This window comes from Neobacillus sp. YX16, assembly GCF_030123505.1.
In the GTDB taxonomy this organism is placed as follows: domain Bacteria; phylum Bacillota; class Bacilli; order Bacillales; family Cytobacillaceae; genus Neobacillus.
Genome location: NZ_CP126115.1, coordinates 4,673,085 through 4,693,723 on the forward strand (window position 1 = coordinate 4,673,085; position 20,639 = coordinate 4,693,723).

Here is a 20,639-nt window from a genome sequence, read left to right on the forward strand (position 1 = left end):
GGGGGATTCCCAGAGGTTTTGTATTTTAAGCAGCAACATCTCTCTTATTGAATACATAAAAAGCCAAAAATTGAAAAATCACGAAGTAGATAATAAGCATGATAATCGAGAATGACATCGTCATCCCCTCAAGCAGCGGGGTTCCCTCGATATACTGCATTAGATTGGTATTGGCAAAGAGAATGTATTTTGCCCAATCAAACTTCATTGAAATAAGAGCGGTGAATTGACTGCCCGTAAACATTAGAAATAATGATAATCCAATAGCAAGCGAACTGTTTCGGAAGACAGATGAAATCATGAAGGCCATTGTAGTCAACATAATCATATCAATCGAGCCTAATCCATAGTAAATGATTAAGTAAACGATAATGTGCTGCTCGGTTACTTTACCATTGAAATAATTCAAATACGGCAATGTTTGTTCTGGGAATCCGAAAAGAATAGCGCCCAGAATGGCTGAAAAACCAAATAAGATTCCAATCATCAACAAAGCAAACAACAAGACAGTTAGATATTTCGACAGTAATATTTTACTTCGATTGATTGGCCGAATTAGCAGCAGCTTAATCGTTCCCCAATTAAATTCACTTGCAACAATTCCTGCGGACACTACTATCGTAAACAAACCGGCTAAAAGAATAAGCTCTGAACTGTCTTTTACAAAAGACCAGACATTATACTTTTCTCTAAAAGGAATATCATGCGCTAACCTGTATTCATTGATAGCAATTTGTTTCTTATAGTAATCCTGCTCCAATTTTATTAGACTAGATTCTAGTTGGCTTTTCAATGCTTCATTTTCCTGTTGCAGTACTGGTTTCCAATCTTCCGTGACATTAGGTTCTTCTTCAACTAGGTTATACTTCATAAAGACACCTGTGATAGAGACAATCACTACTAGTATCCCAATCATTACATAGGTTCCTGGTCTTCTAAAAATTTTCATTAATTCATTACGAATTAAATTAATCATGATCGATAGCCCCCTTATCTGCTGTCACTTCAAGGAAGCGGTCCTCTAATGTTTTGGAAACTTCTCTAATCCCAAACACTTGAATTTCTTCTTCAACGAACACCTTTACCATTGCTGGTACTTCATTTTTTGCTAGTTCCATGGTAATACCGTTCCGTGAATGAGTTACTGAGATAGTAGGGAAGTTAGTATTCATAAAGGTTAATGCTTTTTCACTAGGAATAACCTCAAATTCAAAACTTGCACTAGTTCCATGTACAAATTCCTGTATCAATTGAACATCAATGAGACTACCATTTTGAATAATACCAATGCGGTCACACATCATTTCCATTTCTGAAAGAATATGGCTCGATACTATCACCGCCATATTTCTCTCCCTTGCAAGGCGGCGTATGTAATCACGGATTTCTCTTATGCCTGCAGGATCCAGTCCGTTTGTCGGTTCATCCAAAATCAATACTTTAGGATCATGCAAAAGACATTGAGCCAAACCTAATCGCTGCCGCATGCCCAGGGAATAGGTCTTCACTTTATCATGAATTCTATCCGATAAGCCCACAAGCTTTACAGTTTCATTAATTTTTTCCTTGGATATCCCTTTCACCATCCGCGCATAATGAATAAGGTTTTGGTAGCCGCTTAGAAACTTGTACATTTCCGGATTTTCAACAATGGCTCCAACATGTCTTACCGCATCTTCAAACTTTGATTTGATACTATAACCATCGATTGTGATATCACCTGAGGTAATATCCATTAATCCGACAATCATTCGAATCGTGGTTGTTTTACCCGCTCCATTGGGGCCAAGAAATCCGAAGACTTCTCCTTTATTTACTTCGAAGCTGATATTATCTATTATCGTTCGTCCTTTAATTACTTTGGTAACATCTTTTAATACTACAATTGATTCCAAAAGACCTCCCCCTCTCTTTATCAAGTTTAACGCATAATAGATAAATTTAACATTTTTATAAAAAAATAGCCCCGACCTTTTACGATTCGGGGCTGCTTATTATTTTTCGTCAGATACTCTTGTAATTTTGATGTCGGCTAACAGCTCTCGAACCACATAGCTTGCCATAATCAACCCGCAAGCAGAAGGAACGAAGGCATTTGAGGATGGCGGCATTTGTGCCTTACGGATTGGAGCATTTTCATTCCCAACCTCTTTTTTAACATCCTCACGAATAACAATCGGGCTTTCATCCGAAAAGACCACTGGAATGCCCTTGTGGATTCTTTCCTTGCGGAGTTTCGTGCGGATTACCTTAGCGATTGGATCTGTATGTGTTTTAGAAATATCAGCAATTTTGAAGCGAGTTGGGTCCATTTTATTGGCCGCTCCCATGCTCGAGATGATCGGAATATTTCTTTTTAAGCATTCTTTCATCAAATGAATTTTATAAACAATGGTATCAGAAGCGTCAACGACAAAATCCAGACCATGCTTAAAAAATTCTTCATATGTCTCTTCTGTATAAAACATTTTTAAGGCGATGACTTCACAATCAGGATTAATATCTTTAATACGCTCTTTCATAAGTTCAGCTTTCTCTTGTCCAACCGTTGATAGCAAGGCGATGAGCTGACGGTTGACATTGGTAATATCAACTGTATCCTTATCGACTAGTATCAGCTTTCCAACTCCAGAACGAGCAAGTGCTTCAGCAGCAAATGAGCCGACACCGCCAATCCCTAGCACAGCAACAGTACTGTTTTTCATAATATCTAGGCCTTCTTTGCCAATAGCAAGTTCATTACGAGAAAATTGATGCAGCATGTGAATCCTCCAGAATTCAAATTAGACTTATCTATATCTTTAACACTAAAAAAATATAACATACTCCTCTATAAATTCAAGTATTTCTATAGGAATTCGAAAATGAAAAGTGATTGTTACCCAAATTTTTATAGCACCGCCCTTTTGGGCACAATCGATGTGCTTTTCCTCAGCAAAAATAAAAATAGCCCCCTGCTTATGCAGGAGACTATTTTTATAAGGGTCCCAATGGTGCCGTCGCGCTTGTTCCTTCTTTTGATCCCGCCACTCTCGCAGGTGGGTGTCTTATTCCAAGTTTATGTAAGTCCCTTTAACCGTATAGGTTGAGGCTTTTACGCTGCTTGAAGACTTCAGACTCCCGAAGAAATAATGTTGGTCAAAAGTTAGGTAATACAACGAACATTTCAGGACACTTATTTGATTGACTTTATAATACCATAGATTAAAAAACCATTCAAGGGATTATGAAAGCGTTTTATTCATTTTATTGGTAACATTTAGTGATAAGTGAAGTTCTTTTAATTGGGCTTCTGAAACTTCACCTGGTGCATTGGTCAACAAGTCTGCGGCGCTTGCCGTTTTTGGAAAAGCAATGGTATCACGCAGGTTCGTACTGCCTGACAGCAGCATAACCAAACGGTCCAAACCAAGAGCAATCCCGCCATGTGGCGGCGTACCGTATTCGAAAGCATTTAACAAGAAACCAAATTGTTCTTGAGACTCTTCAGAAGTAAAACCAAGAACTTTAAACATTTTTTCTTGAACAGAACGCTCAAAAATTCTCAGTGAACCGCCTCCGAGCTCATAACCATTCAATACAAGGTCATAGGCCTGTGCACGAACTCTAGCCGGGTCTGTATCTAAGTAAGGCAAGTCTTCTCTTACCGGCATCGTGAATGGATGATGGGCCGCATAGTAACGTCCTTCTTCTTCACCATACTCAAGAAGCGGCCAATCTGTAATCCATAAAAAGTTAAACTTACTCTGGTCGATTAACCCTAATTCTTTTCCAAGCTTAGAGCGGAGTGCACCTAAAGCGTCAGCAACGACATTTTTCTTGTCGGCAACGAATAATAGTAAGTCTCCCTCTTTAGCATTTAAAACCGTTGTTAACGCTTGGGAATCCTCTTCAGCAAAGAACTTTGCAATCGGACCTTTTAATCCCTCTGCGTCTACTTTCAGCCAAGCTAGACCTTTTGCACCATAAACCCCTACAAATTCTGTTAGGGCATCAATATCCTTACGTGAGTATTTCTCAGCCCCGCCTTTCACATTAATGGCTTTTACTTGACCGCCATTAGCAACAGCAGCTGCAAATACTTTAAAACCTGAATCTTTAACAACCTCAGAAAGATCAACTAGTTCAAGGCCAAAACGAGTATCTGGTTTATCTGAACCAAAACGGCTCATCGCTTCATCATAGGTCATTCGTGGAAACGGAGCAGGAATTTCAAGTCCTTTTACTTCCTTCATCAGCCCAGTCATCATTTTTTCCATTAAGCCCAAGATATCCTCTTGACCAAGGAAACTTGTTTCAATATCAATTTGTGTAAACTCCGGCTGACGGTCAGCACGTAAGTCTTCATCACGGAAACAGCGTGCGATTTGATAATAACGCTCAATCCCGCCAAGCATTAATAGCTGCTTGAATAACTGTGGTGATTGTGGAAGTGCATAGAACTCACCAGGATGTACACGGCTTGGAACGAGATAGTCACGTGCACCCTCAGGAGTACTTTTTGTTAAAATCGGTGTTTCAATATCTAGGAATCCTTCAGAGTCAAGGAAATCTCTGATTTGCTTTGTCACTTGATGACGCATTTTTAATGTTTCAAAAATCACCGGACGACGGAAATCTAAATAGCGGTATTTAAGACGAATATCCTCTGATGCATCCGTTTTATCTGTAATGGTAAACGGCGGTGTTTTCGCTTCGTTAATAATCGTTACCATTTCAGCTTGAACTTCAATTTTGCCAGTTTTTAAATTTGGGTTAATCGTTCCTTCCTCACGGGCAATTATCGTCCCCTGTATATCTAGAACATACTCACTACGAATCTTTTCCGCAGTTTGCAGTGCTTCTTTCGATAAATCCGGATTGAAAACAACTTGGACAATACCTGTACGATCGCGTAAATCAATAAAAATTAATCCACCTAGGTCCCGGCGTTTTGCTACCCAGCCTTTAAGTGTTACTTTCTCACCAATTGCAGACTCTGGTACATCGCCACAAAAATACGTTCTCCCATACATGAAGATCCTCTCCTCTATCTCTTAAGTTCTTGAAAATATTCCACAAATCGTGTTAACTCGATTTCTTCTTGCTCGCCTGTAGCCATATTTTTAAGGTTAATTTTATTGTTCGTAAGCTCGTCGTCACCGAGAACGGCAACATATTTTGCATTCAGTCGGTCAGCTGCTTTAAATTGTGCTTTGATTTTTCGATTTAAATAATCTCTTTCTGCGGAAACACCTGCAAGGCGCAGTTTCTGTAGAAGCCCTACTGTATAATCCTTGGCTTCTTCACCAAGGGAAGCGATATAGCAATCAATACCTTGATTGATTTCAAGCTCAATTCCTTCAGCATTTAGTGCTGCTAGAAAGCGTTCAATACTCATGGCAAAACCGATTCCAGGGGTTTCTGGTCCGCCCATTTCTTCGGCCAATCCGTTATACCGACCGCCGCCGCATAAAGTGGTAATGGCTCCAAAGCCTTCTGCGTCACTCATTATTTCAAAAGCAGTGTGATTATAATAATCCAAACCGCGAACTAGGTTCGGATCGACTACAAACGCAATATCCAATTGTGTTAAATACTTCTGTAACTTTTCAAAATATGCCTTCGATTCATCATTTAGATAATCAATAATCGACGGTGCAGATTTCATTAATTCATGATTGTGATCCTGTTTGCAATCGAGAATCCGCAATGGATTTTTCTCCAGACGGTTTTGACAATCGTGGCAAAACTCCCCGATTCTCGGCTGAAAGTGATTCACTAACGCATTGCGGTGAGCGGTTCTGCTCTCCTTATCTCCAAGACTATTGATCACAAGCTTTAGCTTTTTCAAGCCCATTTCCATGTATAAATTGATTGCTAGTGAAATGACTTCTGCATCAATTGCAGGATCGTTACTGCCTAATGCTTCGATACCAAATTGAACAAACTGACGGAAGCGTCCTGCCTGTGGGCGTTCGTATCGAAACATGGGTCCCATATAATAAAGCTTAACGGGCTGATTTGGATAACCAAACATTTTTTTCTCAACAAATGCCCTTACCACTGCTGCTGTTCCTTCTGGTCTTAACGTAAGGCTGCGGCCGCCGCGATCATCAAATGAGTACATTTCTTTCTGTACAATATCAGTGGTATCACCTACACCTCTTGCAAATAGATCTGTATGTTCAAAGATTGGAGTCCGAATTTCTTGATATTGATATTTCTCACAAAGCTCTCTCGCTTTTGCTTCAATCAGCTGCCACTTTTCTACCTCTCCAGGCAGAATATCCTGTGTGCCTCTTGGAATGCTAATAGACATAGCATATTCCTCCTTACCGTTTCTAATTTATGTAAAACCTTTATAAAAACAAAAAACTCCCGTCCCTTGTATAAATAAATACAAGGGACGAGAGTTATAATCCCGCGGTGCCACCCTAGTTGAAGGCATAAACAATCTATGCACATCCTCTTTTACAGTTAACGCCTGCATACGTTCTTCTCCTACTAAGGGCGGAATTTAATCCGACTAAAGGAACCCTTTTCAGAGAGAAGCCTAAGGAGTGTTCATTCATTAAGAATCATGTAGAAATGCTTTCAGCCCAGGGCATTTCCTCTCTTGTCATGTTTAACCTTAATTACTATGCTCCATCATTGGTTATCGCCATGTTTATTATTTATATAATAATACGGAGCATTGAATCCAATGTCAAGAAGGATTTAGGATCTCTCCAAATGTTTTTTCAACTTTCTAACATCGCCAATCGTTAGTCCAAATTCGGAGGCAAGCTCAAACGTAGTATTATTTTGTTCTCTTTGAATAAAATCATGAAAATCCACTCCAAAAAGCCTGCTGTCAACTGATTGGATACTATTTGACTTATCGCTCGATCTCATCCCTCAATCACCTCTTTATCATCACTATAGTTTCTATTATTTCCATTCATATAAAAAACTTACGTGAAAGACAAGATTTTCGGAAAAAGGAGAAATTTAGCAAATAAGGAATGATTTTCACTCTGCTTTACGATAAAATTATAGATATTGTGAAGGGAGAGAGAGGATGATAAAGAGATTTATACTGTTAGTAGTATGTTTCACATTAGTTTTTGCTGTATTCCTCCCGCAGGAGATAGGTGTGGCAGCAAACGGGACGGTCACCATTGCTGAGAGTACTGTTAACATCCGTAATGGTCCAGGCCTAAGCTATCAGCTGGTGAAGCAAGTAAAAAAGGGCGAAAAATTTACGATTATTAAAGAAAAAGATGATTGGATCCAAATTCAGCTTTCAACTGCGAAGACAGGCTGGGTTGCCAACTGGGTTATAACTAAATCCTCTAATGGAACAACCACTAGCAGCTCTAGTAATTCAAAAAATATGAGTGCTACAGCTAATACCAATCAATTACGAGTGCGCTCCGGCCCTGGAACCAGTTTCCGTATCACAGGCTATTTAAATAAAGGACAAGCTGTCAGCGTTCTTGATGAGAATGAAAACTGGTTAAAAATCTCTGCATCATTTGGTGAAGGCTGGGTTGCAAGAGAATTCATGGATTTAAAAAGTAATAGCACTAATTCTAAAGAAGATAATAATAATAATAATAATAAATCCATCGACAAAGGTATTGTTACAGATACATTGAATATTCGAGATGAGCCTTCTACCAAAGGAAGTATTATTGGCAAATTATCAAAGGGGACAACAGTTAGTATTTATTCAAAAAAGAGTAATTGGCTGGAAATTAAGTACTCTGGCCAAAGTGCATGGGTAAGTAGTGAATTTGTTCAAATAGGGACTCAAAGTCTGCCATCTAAAACTACTGGAATAATTGGGAAGGTAACAGCCAGCTCTCTTAGTGTCCGTGACGGATCTTCCTTAAATTCAAAGATTATTGGCTCCGTTTCAAAAGGACAAGAGTTTGCCATTCTTGATGAGGTAAATAATTGGATCCAAATCGAATATAAATCAGGAAAAACTGGCTGGGCAGCAGGATGGTATTTTAATAAAGATAAAGAAAAATCGAGCCAAATTGCCAAAGATAGCAAAGTAACAATCCTACATAATGGTACCAATATCAGAAAGGATCCCACCGTACAATCGACTGTTCTACAACGAGTTAATGAAGGTGAGTCCTTTCACATAATAAGTGTCGAAAATGATTGGTATGAAATTAAATTGTCGAATGATAGTAATGGATATATTGCCGGCTGGCTTGTGACTACCAATGGCACAGGTCCGGGTATTGATAAACAAGGGGCAGAAGGTTATCTAAAGTACAAAACCATTGTCATTGATCCCGGTCATGGCGGAGTTGACAATGGGGCAACAGGATCGAGTGGAACCCTTGAGAAAGAATTAACACTAAGGACTGCCCAACTTTTATCTGATAAGTTAAAAGCGGCTGGCGCAAATGTATTTCTTACAAGAAGTAACGATTCGTATCTTCCGCTGCCATCAAGGGTAAGACTCGCGAGTATCCATCAGGCAGATGCCTTTCTCAGCTTACATTATGATAGTAACCTGGATCGAAGCGTCCGGGGAATGACAGGCTACTACTATCATTCCTATCAAAAAAAACTCGCAGAATATGTTTATAACTCAACCAATTCGCTAACAAAATTAAAAAGCCGCGGGGTCCGCTCGGGTGATTATCATGTCGTTCGTGAAAATCAAAGACAAGCAGTCCTTATGGAGCTGGGGTACCTAAGTAATTCAGCAGAAGAAATGACGCTGACCTCTGGTCAATTCCAAGAAAATGCAGCCACCGGTATTTATAACGGATTAGCTAGATATTTTAAAGAAAATTAGAAAAGCGGAAGCGCCTTGCCCAGGGAAAAATGCAGTTCGATTTTTCCTAGGGGCGACAGGCATAAGACGATCCGGCGAGAAGGTTGGTCTTTACCTTCTTGACGGTTCGTCTTATGACCCCGAGCCTCTAGGCGCTGTAGCTAGACAATTAAAAAATGCTTGGCAGCTATTAAAGTGCCAAGCATTTTTTATCCTTTACTCTCAACAATTAGTGTAACGGGGCCGTCATTGATTAATTCAACATCCATCATCGCTCCAAAGATTCCTGTTTCAACCTTGATACCTTTTTCACGTAATAAACCATTGAATACTTCATAGAGCTGAATCGCCTGTTCCGGTCTTGCAGCTTCCATGAAATTAGGTCGTCTTCCTTTGCGGCAATCCCCATACAAAGTGAATTGAGAGACAGAAAGGATTTCACCGCCAACTTCTAATAAAGATAAATTCATCTTTCCAGCGTCATCTTCAAAAATCCGTAGATTAACGATTTTTTCCGCTAAGAAGGCAGCGTCCTCCTCTTTATCTTGATGTGTGACACCTACAAGGAGGACAAGTCCTTTAGAAATCTGACCTGTTATTTCTCCATCTACAGTTACCTTTGCATTTTTACTGCGCTGCACCACTACTCGCATTTCAAAAAACTCCTTAATTCATAATCCGGCGAACGGAATAGATATCTGGTATCTGTTTGATTCGCTCAACAACCCGTTGCAAATGGCTGACATTATGAATGGCAATAGACATGATAATCGTTGCCATCTTATTGCGGTCAGATCGGCCAGAAACAGCTGAAATATTGGTTTTTGTCTCGTTTACCGCCTGCAGGACCTCATTCAAAAGACCACGGCGGTCATAACCACTAATTTCAATATCAACATTATACTCTTTCCGGTCATTTAAGGAGGATTCCCACTCAACAGGTATTAACCTGGTTTGCGCATCATTAGAGTCAATATTGGTACAATCAGCTCGGTGAACAGAAACACCGCGGCCCTTCGTAATGAAGCCGACAATTTCGTCACCTGGGACAGGATTGCAGCATCTTGACAAACGGATTAACAAATTATCAATCCCAGCAACACGAACACCGGATTCCCTCTTTTTTGTTGAAGGGAAAGCCTTCATATCAGATATGGCATTGGTAATGGTTGCCGATTGCTCTTGATCTCGCTTTTTTCGCCATTTTTCAGTTAAGCGGTTAGCTACCTGCAATGCGGTTACACCATTATAGCCGACAGCTGCATACATATCGTCTTCATTGGCAAAATTAAACTTTTCGGCGACCTTCTTCAAATTATCTGCCGTTAAGATCTCTTTTAAATCAAATTCCATCCCGCGAATTTCTTTTTCAACAAGCTCTTTTCCCTTATCGACATTTTCATCCCGACGCTGCTTCTTAAAGAATGCACGAATCTTATTTTTAGCCTGTGATGTTTGCGCAAGCTTTAACCAGTCTTGGCTTGGTCCATAAGAGTGCTTAGAGGTAAGAATTTCGATAATGTCACCTGTCTTAAGCCGATAGTCCAGCGTAACCATTTTACCGTTTACTTTTGCCCCAATCGTCTTATTGCCAATTTCAGAATGAATCCGATAAGCAAAATCAATCGGAACAGAACCAGACGGTAATTCGATTACATCACCTTTTGGAGTGAACACAAATACCATATCGGAGAATAAATCAATTTTTAGTGACTCCATAAATTCTTCTGCATTGGCAGTGTCATTTTGGAATTCAAGGATTTCTCTAAACCATGTTAATTTTTGTTCGTAAGAAGTTGTATCACTAAGTGCTTTCCCTTCTTTATACGCCCAGTGGGCTGCAATACCGAATTCTGCAATTCGGTGCATTTCAGACGTGCGAATTTGAACCTCTAGTGGATCGCCTTTAGGACCAATGACCGTTGTGTGAAGAGATTGATACATATTCGGCTTCGGCATAGCAATATAGTCCTTAAAACGCCCAGGCATTGGCTTCCAGCACGTGTGAATGATTCCTAGCACGGCGTAGCAATCCTTAATACTATTCACTACAATTCGAACGGCAAGTAAATCATAGATTTCACTAAACTGTTTATTTTGCTGAACCATTTTCCGGTAAATGCTGTAGATATGTTTAGGTCTTCCATTAAGCTCCGCATTAATGGACACTTCTTTCATTCTGTCACGAACCTCGTCCATTACATCGACTAAGTATTGCTCCCGTTCTGCCCGCTTCTTTTTCATCAAGTTAACGATACGGTAATATTGTTGTGGATTTAAGTATCTTAAGGCAGTATCTTCCAACTCCCACTTAATCTTAGAAATACCAAGACGATGGGCCAAAGGTGCAAAGATTTCAAGTGTTTCATTTGAAATCCGACGCTGCTTCTCAACAGGTAGGTGCTTAAGCGTCCTCATATTATGCAAACGATCAGCAAGCTTAATCAAAATAACGCGGATATCCTGGGCCATTGCCACAAACATTTTTCTGTGGTTCTCTGCCTGTTGTTCCTCGTGTGATTTATATTTAATTTTCCCTAATTTCGTAACCCCGTCGACAAGCATGGCCACTTCGTCATTAAATTCATTCTCGATGTCCAATAAGGTGACATCAGTGTCTTCAACAACGTCATGAAGAAAACCAGCAGCAACCGTTTCAGGATCCATCTCCAGGTCCGCAAGAATTCCAGCAACCTGAATAGGATGGATAATGTAAGGCTCTCCCGACTTTCTATATTGTTCACGATGAGAATGTTTTGCGAATTCGTACGCTCTTTTTACAAATTCACAATGCTCCTCGTTTAAATATGCCCTCGTCTTGTCGATGACTTGTTCGGCAGTTAGCACTTGATCGTTCGCCATAAAATCACCTTATTTTTCGTCTCATTTTTTATTATTAAATGTTTTACTATCTTAACTAGTTACTAATGAATGTTACTATTATCGAAAAAAAATACACAGATGTAAAGGGTTTGATACCTATTTTACTGTATTTTGCGAAAAAAGTGTCGAAATATGATAAAAATAATATTTCTCCTCTTATAACAAGAGAGCACTCAGTTACGAGTGCCCTCATTACTATTAATAATTCATCAATGTCATGATGTCATACCCTTCAAGCTTTTTACGGCCTTCGAGGTAGGTTAATTCTACAAGAAAAGCAATTCCAGCAACCACACCGCCAAGCTGCTCAACTAATTGAATGGTTGCATCAATCGTTCCACCTGTCGCTAACAGATCATCCGTAATCAAAACTCGTTGCCCAGGCTGAATCGCGTCCTTATGAATGGTTAGAACATCACTTCCATATTCCAATCCATAGCTAACTTTCACTGTATCACGCGGAAGTTTGCCTTCCTTACGAACAGGTGCAAAGCCAATACCAAGGGCATAGGATACTGGACAGCCAATAATAAACCCTCTTGCCTCTGGACCAACGATTAAATCAATTTGTTTATCTTTTGCATATTCAACAATTTGGTCCGTTGCATACTTATATGCTTCTCCATCGTTCATTAATGGAGTAATATCTTTGAAGGTAATTCCTGGTTTCGGATAATCCGGTACGATTGCGATAAATTGCTTTAAGTCCATTACTTTATTGCCTCCTCAATTTGAACTGATTCCTCAATAACCTCATCAAACCAGCTTTTCAATGCTTGAAAGGATGAAAATAATAAATCTCTTTCAAGTCCATATTGAGACTGTTTCATTTGGTAGGTAATCGAGTCAGTTAGGTCACGCTTTTGTGATTGTTTATTCAAAGTAATAAATCCATTGTTTATTGTAACAAAATCTAGTTCAGAAAACACCTTTGACATAAAGGTTATCGTTTCTGTCGACCAGCCGCGGTGCTTGGCAATTTCATCCCCATGACGGCCTAAATCAATCGGACCCTTTTTTAATAGCAAACCATAAAACCATTTAAAATGGTCTCTTGTTGGCAGAGTACTGAAGAAATCACTCGATTCTTTATGGAAATAGGCATAAATCCGCGCAGGCTGCCTTCCATTAAATAAGTGACAAAGAATGTCCTTTGATGGCGGCAGGTCAACGAGTACAACATTGGCTTGATGGGAATCGAAGGCTTTCGCATCGGCCTCATTTTGAATCAGTATTGCCTCACTCGTTAAAGCCGGATCCATTTTATCAAGCTGTTCTTTATTAAAAATAATAAATGTCCGTTTTTCCTTCGGGATGGTATTCACCATCGAGTGAATCCGTTTGACCCCGCGATGATCGAATAATTGCCAGGATTCAACGGCAACATCCTGAATAAAAATTTGTGGTTTACGGATATTATTCCACTCATTGATAGCTAATTCACCAATAATCGAAATTTTTGAAGCTGGTGAAATATGGTCCACTAACTGTCCGAGTCCGAACCCAATCCCATCTAGGTTAGCACCATTATCATTTACCAATACTTTCAAATGATTTTGTTCAGAACCAATCTTTCTCATCGTGGATATTTGGACATTACTAATTAAGACCTTTGGCTTCGGATTGTCCATTCCAAATGGAGCAAGAAGATTTAATTCATCTAATGAGGATAAGTTAATTTCTTCCACATTTATTTGATGATCGAGTAAAGTAATTGGAACAAAATCTTCTTTTGTTAACTGCTCATCCGCCAAAAGATTTAATCTTTGACGAAGATCTGAAACATCCTCTAGCTTTAGCGTCATTCCAGCAGCCATAGGATGTCCGCCAAAATGCGGAAGGATATCACGGCATGTCGACAGATTTTTAAATAAATCAAAACCTGCAATACTTCGGGCTGAACCCTTGGCCAAACCTTTTTCAGGGTCAAAACTAAGGACAATTGTTGGACGGTAGTACTTTTCAACTAATCTAGAAGCAACGATGCCAATCACACCAGCATTCCAGCCTTCTTTACCAATCACGAGTACTGAATTCGATTCAATAGGATAGTTTCTTTCAACCTCTTCAATGGCTTCAAGTGTAATAGAGTTGACAATTGACTGCCTTGTTTTATTTAATTCGTCCATTTCTTGTGCTAAGTTTTCTGCTTCAATAGGGTCATCTGTAAGCAAAAGGTCTACAGCCATATCGGCATTTTCTAATCTGCCAACAGCATTGATTCTTGGCGCTAGCGTAAATCCGATTGTTTCTTCGTTAATGTTCTGTTGATCTACACCTGCTACTTTTAAAATAGCTTTTAGACCTTTATTTTTGGTAACTTTAAGCTTTTCCAAACCTTTTTTGACAATAAGACGATTTTCGTCTTTTAACGAAACCAAATCTGCGATGGTACCAATAACAGCAATTTCAAGTAAATGTTCTGGAAGTTCTCCATAAAGGGCATGAGCTAATTTAAAGGCCACACCTACCCCAGCAAGTTCACGAAAAGGATAAATACTATCTGGAAGTTTAGGATGAATAATCGCCAATGCTTCCGGTAAAACAGGACCAGGTTCATGGTGATCCGTGATAATTAAGTCGAGACCAAGTTCCTTTGCAATACCTGCTTCGTGTATAGCAGAAATACCTGTATCTACAGTAATAATTAATTTTATTCCAGATTCAGCTGCACTCCGAAAGGCTGGTTCATTCGGACCATATCCTTCTGTAAAACGATTGGGTATATAAAATTGGACATTAGCCCCCAGATCCTTGAGCGTAAGCATTAATACGGTCGTACTGCTCACACCATCTGCATCATAATCTCCAAATATTAATATAGGTTCTTGATTTTCTATTGCCTGCCGAATTCTGTTTACGGCTGTATCCATGCCTTTTAATAGATAAGGGTCATGAAATTGCTCTTTTCCATATAAAAAATACCGTGCAGAATCAACGGTATTTAATCCGCGGTTGATAAGCAGCGACGCAACAAGTGGCGTAATTTTTAATTCATTTTCGAGAGTTTCTACTAGTTGTTGATCAGATTTACGAACAATCCATCTAGTTTTCGACTTTAACATGCGTTCACCCCTCAGACTTTACTATTATACAGGAGCAATGTTTAGCTTTCAATCATTGATATTTTCCACTTGAAATTAAAAATAAACCGCAGAGTTATCTGCGGTTCATTTGTTACACTTGTGGCTCGTCAGAGTATTTTCTCTTTTCTTTTACTGTCTTAATGGTACCTTTCTTCTTAAGTTCTCTTGCTTTAAGAACTACCCAAAGGTTGGTTGCAATAAAAATGGAAGAGTAAACTCCAGTGATTAATCCAACTAGTAATGCGATATTGAAATTACGGATCGATTCACTGCCAAAGATTATCATTGCCACAACTGTGATTAAAACGGTTAAAACTGTATTAACTGAACGAGTTAATGTTTGTCGAACACTTACATTTACAACATCCGCTATATCCTCAAAGGTTTTAAGTCGTTTCTTCTTCGTTAAGTTTTCACGCATCCTGTCGAAGGTAACAATCGTATCATTAATAGAATAACCGATAATTGTTAAGACAGCGGCGATAAAGGTTAAATCTACTTCTAAGCGCGTAATACTGAAAAAGGCAACCATAAAGAATGCATCGTGAAGCAGCGAAGCAATTGCTGCAACTGCCATTGCAAATTCAAAACGGACTGTAACATAGATAATGATTCCGATTGAGGCAATGATTAAGGCGATAATTCCATTTTTCGCCAACTCCTTACCTACCGTCGGAGAAACCGTACTAACACTTGGATCAGTACCAAATTCATCATGAAAAGCAGATTTCAACTTTGCGATTTCATCCTTCGATAAAACTCCGATCATTCGCGCAGATACAACTTCATTGTTTTCTCCTGAAAGAGTCATATCATCGATTTTGATACCCTGCTTGTCAAAAGCAGCTTCAACCATTTCCGTTGTTAATGGTTTATTAGATAAGACCTCAATCCGTGTTCCACTCGAAAAATCGATAGATAGATGCAGACGGAAAACAAGAATTAACACTAGGCCTAGAGAAATAAGAACCCCGGAAACAATGAAAAATAATTTTCTTACCTTTACAAAATCGTAACGGTCCCATCTAGTTGGGAGATCAAGCGTATCAAAGTTTTCACTTATATCCTTGATAGCAGATTTTTTTACACCGAACCAGCTTGCCCTTTTGTTTAAGAAACCGCTGTTCACCCACAAACCTAATAGTAAACGAGAACCAAACACTGCGGTAATAAAGCTCAGCAATATACTCACCAATAGCATGGTGGCAAAACCTTTTATGGAACTTGTCCCATAATAGAATAGGACCGCTGCAGTTAAAATCGTCGTTAAGTTAGAGTCAAGAATGGAAGTAAAAGCACCCTTACTACCTGCTTGGAAGGCTGATTTGATTGTTTTACCTACCTTAATCTCTTCTCTAATTCGTTCATTGGTGATAATGTTGGCATCAACAGCCATCCCGACCCCTAAAATAAGGGCGGCAATTCCCGGTAAGGTTAGAACCCCATTCATCCAATCAAAAACTAATAAAACAAGATAAATATAGACCGATAGTGTAACGGTTGCGATGAACCCAGGAAAACGATAATAAACTAACATAAATAAATAAATGATAGCGATCCCAATTATACCAGCTAGTATGGTTTCGTTTAACGCCTGTTCACCGAATTTAGCTCCAACAGATGTGGAGTATACTTCGGTTAACTTTACAGGAAGTGCTCCAGCATTTAATAGTGATGCAAGCTCTTGTGCTTCCTCAGCTGTAAAGCTTCCCACAATTGAAACTGTATTTTGGTTGAAAATTTCTCTTACGGTTGGAGCGGATAAAAACTTTGGATCTTCTTTTGTGATTTCTGTTTTAAAGGAATCTTTTCCTTCTTCAAAATCAAGCCAAATGACTAGATAATTATTCGGTGTCATTTTTACAATTTCTTCAGTAACTTTTTTGAATGTATCAGCACTCTTTAACTTCAATGAAACGCTCGGTGCTCCATTTTCATCAAAAGTCTGGCTCGCACCATTCTCCGCTAAATCCGCTCCGTCCATCATCACGCGGTCATTAGCATCACGGAAAGTAAGATTCGCTTGTGTAGATAGAATCTCCCGCGCTTCATTTTGATCGGTTACTCCAGCAAGCTGGACACGAATCCGATTTTCTCCTTCAATTTGAATATTCGGTTCACTAACACCAAGGACATTAATTCGTCTATCTAGTGCCTCAGCCGTACTAGCTAACGTTTCTTTGTTAATCTCCTGACCCTTCTTTGCTGGTGTAACTTCATATAAAACCTCGAAACCGCCTTGAAGGTCCAAACCTAGTTTAATGTCTTTTAAAATACCTGTTGCTGTTACACCCATTGTACTTCCTAATAGTATAACTACTAATAGGAAAGCGATAATTCTACTGCGCTTAACCATTACGTTTTGTTCCTCCTTAGGGCTTAAAGCCAAAGCACTGCAACGAAAAGCCTTATGTAAAAATAATAAAAAATCATTGCTTTCATTATGAAATAGTTTATAAATAGTGTCAATTTAAACTAGATAAGTCACGCAAAAAAAGCGAGTGTTTTTATTTTAATAATTCTTTCATTTCATTTTCATCTTCTAGATTAAAATCATGGTTCTTATACGTTTGAATAGTCGTAAAGCTGATGTAATCACTTACCTTAACCGAAAGGATATCATCAATAATTTCATAAATTCTAATTTCCTCTTTAATCTTCTTCCATTTCTTTCTTGTTAGATAATCCCAAAGTCCACTATTTGAAACTTCTTTGTAACCTAGCAGGCGAAATTCTTCCAGCTTGCTTATTAATGCTGGTTCAACCTGAGTGCGAAAATGATTGTAAGCGTGGTTTTTCTCCAATGATGTTGCCCCCTCTGGACATTTAAGTCTCTATCTTTATCTAAGAAATAGTGGCTGTGTTAAATTTGCCTGTTGATTTGTGGTCCAGGCGCTTCGCTTTCCGCACAAATCAACATAGCTTTAACATCAACATTTTCCGTTAACACAGCCAAAATAAAAAACACCTTGTCATGCTTTGTCCACCCTTATGCATATAGATTAATTGTATATGAATTCTTCTTTTTTGAGAAGGTGGGAAGTAGTATGTCGAAGTTTTTAAAAGGGACCTTTATCCTATTAATAGCGGGATTAATTACGAGAGTGCTTGGATTTATTAACAGAATTGTCATAGCTCGAAGTATTGGTGAAGAAGGGGTCGGCCTCTATATGATGGCTTTTCCCACCTTTATCCTTGTTGTGACCTTAACACAAATGGGACTGCCTGTCGCCATATCAAAAAATATTGCTGAAGCAGAAGCAAGAGGAAATCACCAAGAAATTAAAAAAATCCTTGTGGTTTCTCTGGCCATAACTATCTCGCTTTCGCTTATCTTTACACCAGCTCTCATTTTGTTAGCACCGATTCTGTCTACTACACTCTTTACGGATCCAAGAACGTTTTATCCTTTAATCGCGATTGCACCCGTTGTACCTGTTATCGCCGTCTCCTCTGTTTTAAGAGGGTATTTCCAGGGCAGACAAAACATGCGTCCTTCAGCAATATCACAGATTTTAGAGCAGCTTGTGAGAATTACCTTAATTGCCGTTATGACTAAAGCATTTCTGCCTTACGGGATTGAATATGCTGCAGCAGCGGCAATGGTAGCTGCCATCGTTGGTGAAGTGGCATCATTAATCTATCTCTTGACTACCTTTAAATTAAAGAAACGATTTAAGCTAAGAAAGAATTTTTTCCAATTCGTCCATTCCGGAAAGAAAACCTTCAAAGATTTGATGGAAATCGCATTACCGACAATGGGAAGCAGAATGATTGGATCAGTATCGTGGTTTTTTGAACCGATAGTAGTTGCCCATAGCCTAGCACTTGCTGGTGTTATGGCAATTGAAGCTACAAAACAATACGGATCTCTGACTGGTTTTGCCATGCCATTATTAATGCTGCCTTCGTTTGTTACTTATTCATTAGCCACCTCTCTTGTCCCAGCTATTAGCGAAGCCAATTCACAAAATAACCATCAGTTGATTGAACATCGCCTGCAGCAGGCATTACGTTTTGCTTTTTTAAGCGGCGGTTTGTCCGTTATTGTCCTTTATGTGCTGGCAGACCCATTGATGGAGCTCATGTATGGTTCAACAAAAGGTTCTTACTTTATTCGCATCATGGCACCATTCTTTTTATTTTATTATTATCAGGGTCCTCTTCAGGCAGTATTACAAGCACTTAACCTGGCAAGAGCAGCAATGATCAATAGTTTAATTGGAGCTGTTATAAAAACAGCTGTCATCTTTCTACTCGCTTCACAGCCTGCCTTCGGGATAACTGGAGTGGCATTGGGTATTATTGTGGGTTTCGTGTTAGTAACCATGCTGCATTTTGCCACTGTTCTAAAGAAAATTTCTTTTAGCTTTCACATACGAGATTACCTAAAAGGAGCCATCATTATGGGCATCTCTGCTTGGATTGGCTATTGGTTATTTAATCACATTCTTCTTGGTGAGCATTTAGCCATAAGAGTATTGTCGGCTACTTTTGGAATGAGCTTCATCTACATTTTCCTATTAATACTCGCTGGCCTAATTAAAAAAGAAGAACTCAGAAGAATACCAATCATTCGTAATTTAATTCCGATTTGATAGGGAATGGAAAAGACACGCAGATAGCGTGTCTTCCTACTCTTCGTCCATAATATCAACAAAGAACTTGCCATTTTCAAAACTGCAAAAGGATATTTTTCTAACATCTCGATATCCCATCTTCTTTAATTCCTGGCGAAGCCATAGATTGGTTTTATTAATGCGGGTTAAATTTTCTTCTTCAATATTGCCATCAATGATTAATGGAATGGTAATATCCCCATCCTTAGGCTTTCCATCACTATTATTCATTCTTTCAATAACGGATAAACTACCAGAAGATTCCAAAATGGCAAACTCAACGTCTGCAATGCTCCTGATGTCCTTTTCCCTTAGCTGGGTAAGCAAATCATCAAAGTTGTAGCGCTGTTTCCTCATTGCTTCTTCATCAATTTTTCCACGATTTATGATAATGGTTGGCTTACCGTCGACAAGATCACGAAATTTTTTACTTTTTAAAGAAAGTGTTGCCAATACAATTTGTATAAGCATTAATAAAACCATCGGAATCGAAGAATGAATCAACGATTTATTCGGATTATCAATTGCGACAATAGCTAACTCACCAATCATGATAAAAACGACTAGGTCGAGAATACTTAACTCCCCAATTTCCCTTTTACCCATTAAGCGAAAAATAACAAGAATAAGTATGTAAAAAAATATGGTTCGAAATATAATTGATAAGTAATGTTCCACTACTGTCGCCCCTTTTTTTGCAATCTCCTATATTGTTAGCTATTTCGACTTAAACATTTAAGGAATAATCTCCCATTAGCATTAAAACTGTAAAAATATTTATTCTACTTTTTAAGTAGGCGAATATGCTTGTACTAGGTAAGAATCTGTTTTTCTTGATTCTAAGAAAAGTAACATGAAGGGGGAGAGTCAAATCGAATCAAAAAGCTTTGGTACAGCTATTTTGTACGGGTTGATTTTTATTTTCTTATTTGCGATTGTCAGCAGCCTCATTTTCGCATCTATTCTCAGATTTACGTCTGTTCGGGAAGTCTCACTTCAATACATTGTAACCGCCGTTTCCTTTATTGGACTATTTGGAGGAGGTTTTCTCTCTGGTGGAAAGCGGAAGCAAAAGGGCTGGCTAATCGGTGGGTTAACAGGCTTAATTTACAGCTTTATTGTCTTTTTGTTCCAATATTTAGGATTTGACCGCCTGTTTGATGTTGAACAGGTTATCTACCATGTTTGCTATACGTTAATTGCCATGATGGGTGGAATACTAGGGGTAAATATAGCAACAAACAACTCGAGAACAGCATAGAAAAAGGAAGCCAAAATGGCTTC

16 protein-coding genes, 1 other RNA gene and 1 other annotated feature are annotated in these 20,639 nt (G+C 38.9%); of the genes, 3 read left to right on the plus strand and 14 right to left on the minus strand.

The window, feature by feature from the left end; genetic code table 11:
* Positions 1 to 25: 25 nt before the first annotated feature.
* The 7 genes from QNH48_RS23120 to QNH48_RS23150 form a co-directional block, all read right to left on the minus strand.
* Positions 26 to 976, minus strand: a complete 951-nt coding sequence (locus tag QNH48_RS23120) for an ABC transporter permease (protein ID WP_283952162.1) — start codon at positions 974 to 976, stop codon at positions 26 to 28.
* Complete coding sequence (locus QNH48_RS23125; protein ID WP_283952163.1) at positions 969 to 1,895, minus strand: ABC transporter ATP-binding protein; 927 nt, start codon at positions 1,893 to 1,895, stop codon at positions 969 to 971. The genes QNH48_RS23120 and QNH48_RS23125 overlap by 8 nt, the downstream gene beginning before the upstream one ends.
* Positions 1,896 to 1,994: 99 nt before the next feature.
* Positions 1,995 to 2,762, minus strand: a complete 768-nt coding sequence (locus QNH48_RS23130; RefSeq protein ID WP_283952164.1) for a tRNA threonylcarbamoyladenosine dehydratase — start codon at positions 2,760 to 2,762, stop codon at positions 1,995 to 1,997.
* A 218-nt stretch (positions 2,763 to 2,980) separates the two neighbouring features.
* A non-coding RNA gene (ssrS, locus tag QNH48_RS23135) (6S RNA) lies at positions 2,981 to 3,176 on the minus strand.
* A gap of 48 nt (positions 3,177 to 3,224) precedes the next feature.
* Positions 3,225 to 5,015, minus strand: a complete 1,791-nt coding sequence (gene aspS / locus QNH48_RS23140) for an aspartate--tRNA ligase (RefSeq protein WP_283952165.1) — start codon at positions 5,013 to 5,015, stop codon at positions 3,225 to 3,227.
* Positions 5,016 to 5,029: 14 nt separating this feature from the next.
* Entirely contained in the window at positions 5,030 to 6,301 is a 1,272-nt protein-coding gene (gene hisS, locus QNH48_RS23145) for a histidine--tRNA ligase (RefSeq protein WP_283952166.1), read from the minus strand.
* 80 nt (positions 6,302 to 6,381) lie between these two features.
* Positions 6,382 to 6,643: a binding site (T-box leader), on the minus strand.
* Positions 6,644 to 6,699: 56 nt separating this feature from the next.
* Positions 6,700 to 6,876 carry a hypothetical protein gene (locus QNH48_RS23150; RefSeq protein ID WP_165978987.1) on the minus strand — a complete coding sequence of 59 codons (177 nt, stop codon included), beginning with the start codon at positions 6,874 to 6,876 and terminating at the stop codon, positions 6,700 to 6,702.
* 166 nt (positions 6,877 to 7,042) lie between these two features.
* On the opposite strand from QNH48_RS23150, the gene QNH48_RS23155 reads away from it, so the two are divergent.
* Positions 7,043 to 8,788, plus strand: coding sequence for an N-acetylmuramoyl-L-alanine amidase family protein (locus QNH48_RS23155; RefSeq protein WP_283952167.1), 1,746 nt, complete (start codon positions 7,043 to 7,045; stop codon positions 8,786 to 8,788).
* A 188-nt stretch (positions 8,789 to 8,976) separates the two neighbouring features.
* Here the strand turns inward: QNH48_RS23155 and dtd are convergent, their stop codons facing one another.
* The 6 genes from dtd to QNH48_RS23185 all read right to left on the minus strand — a co-directional run bounded on the left by dtd (position 8,977) and on the right by QNH48_RS23185 (position 17,540).
* Positions 8,977 to 9,420 (minus strand): D-aminoacyl-tRNA deacylase, encoded by a 444-nt coding sequence (gene dtd, locus QNH48_RS23160; RefSeq protein ID WP_283952168.1) that lies wholly within the window; start codon positions 9,418 to 9,420, stop codon positions 8,977 to 8,979.
* Positions 9,421 to 9,433: 13 nt separating this feature from the next.
* On the minus strand, positions 9,434 to 11,629 hold the full coding sequence (locus QNH48_RS23165; RefSeq protein ID WP_095250059.1) for a RelA/SpoT family protein: 2,196 nt from the start codon (positions 11,627 to 11,629) through the stop codon (positions 9,434 to 9,436).
* Between the two features lie 219 nt (positions 11,630 to 11,848).
* Complete coding sequence (locus tag QNH48_RS23170) at positions 11,849 to 12,361, minus strand: adenine phosphoribosyltransferase (RefSeq protein WP_095250058.1); 513 nt, start codon at positions 12,359 to 12,361, stop codon at positions 11,849 to 11,851.
* Positions 12,361 to 14,715 (minus strand): single-stranded-DNA-specific exonuclease RecJ, encoded by a 2,355-nt coding sequence (gene recJ, locus QNH48_RS23175; RefSeq protein WP_283952169.1) that lies wholly within the window; start codon positions 14,713 to 14,715, stop codon positions 12,361 to 12,363. Before recJ ends, QNH48_RS23170 begins: the two co-directional genes overlap by 1 nt.
* Before the next feature lie 112 nt (positions 14,716 to 14,827).
* Positions 14,828 to 17,092, minus strand: coding sequence for a protein translocase subunit SecDF (gene secDF, locus QNH48_RS23180; RefSeq protein WP_283952170.1), 2,265 nt, complete (start codon positions 17,090 to 17,092; stop codon positions 14,828 to 14,830).
* Between the two features lie 151 nt (positions 17,093 to 17,243).
* Positions 17,244 to 17,540: a post-transcriptional regulator gene (locus QNH48_RS23185; protein ID WP_283952171.1), complete on the minus strand. Its 297-nt coding sequence runs from the start codon at positions 17,538 to 17,540 to the stop codon at positions 17,244 to 17,246.
* Positions 17,541 to 17,783: 243 nt separating this feature from the next.
* Here QNH48_RS23185 and spoVB point away from each other — a divergent pair, with 243 nt between their 5' ends.
* Complete coding sequence (gene spoVB, locus QNH48_RS23190; protein ID WP_283952172.1) at positions 17,784 to 19,334, plus strand: stage V sporulation protein B; 1,551 nt, start codon at positions 17,784 to 17,786, stop codon at positions 19,332 to 19,334.
* A gap of 36 nt (positions 19,335 to 19,370) precedes the next feature.
* On the opposite strand, the gene QNH48_RS23195 is transcribed toward spoVB, so the two are convergent.
* Complete coding sequence (locus tag QNH48_RS23195) at positions 19,371 to 20,033, minus strand: DUF421 domain-containing protein (protein ID WP_283952173.1); 663 nt, start codon at positions 20,031 to 20,033, stop codon at positions 19,371 to 19,373.
* A gap of 175 nt (positions 20,034 to 20,208) precedes the next feature.
* Between QNH48_RS23195 and QNH48_RS23200 the strand changes: the two genes are divergently transcribed.
* Positions 20,209 to 20,616 (plus strand): TIGR04086 family membrane protein, encoded by a 408-nt coding sequence (locus tag QNH48_RS23200; protein WP_283952174.1) that lies wholly within the window; start codon positions 20,209 to 20,211, stop codon positions 20,614 to 20,616.
* Positions 20,617 to 20,639 lie beyond the last annotated feature (23 nt).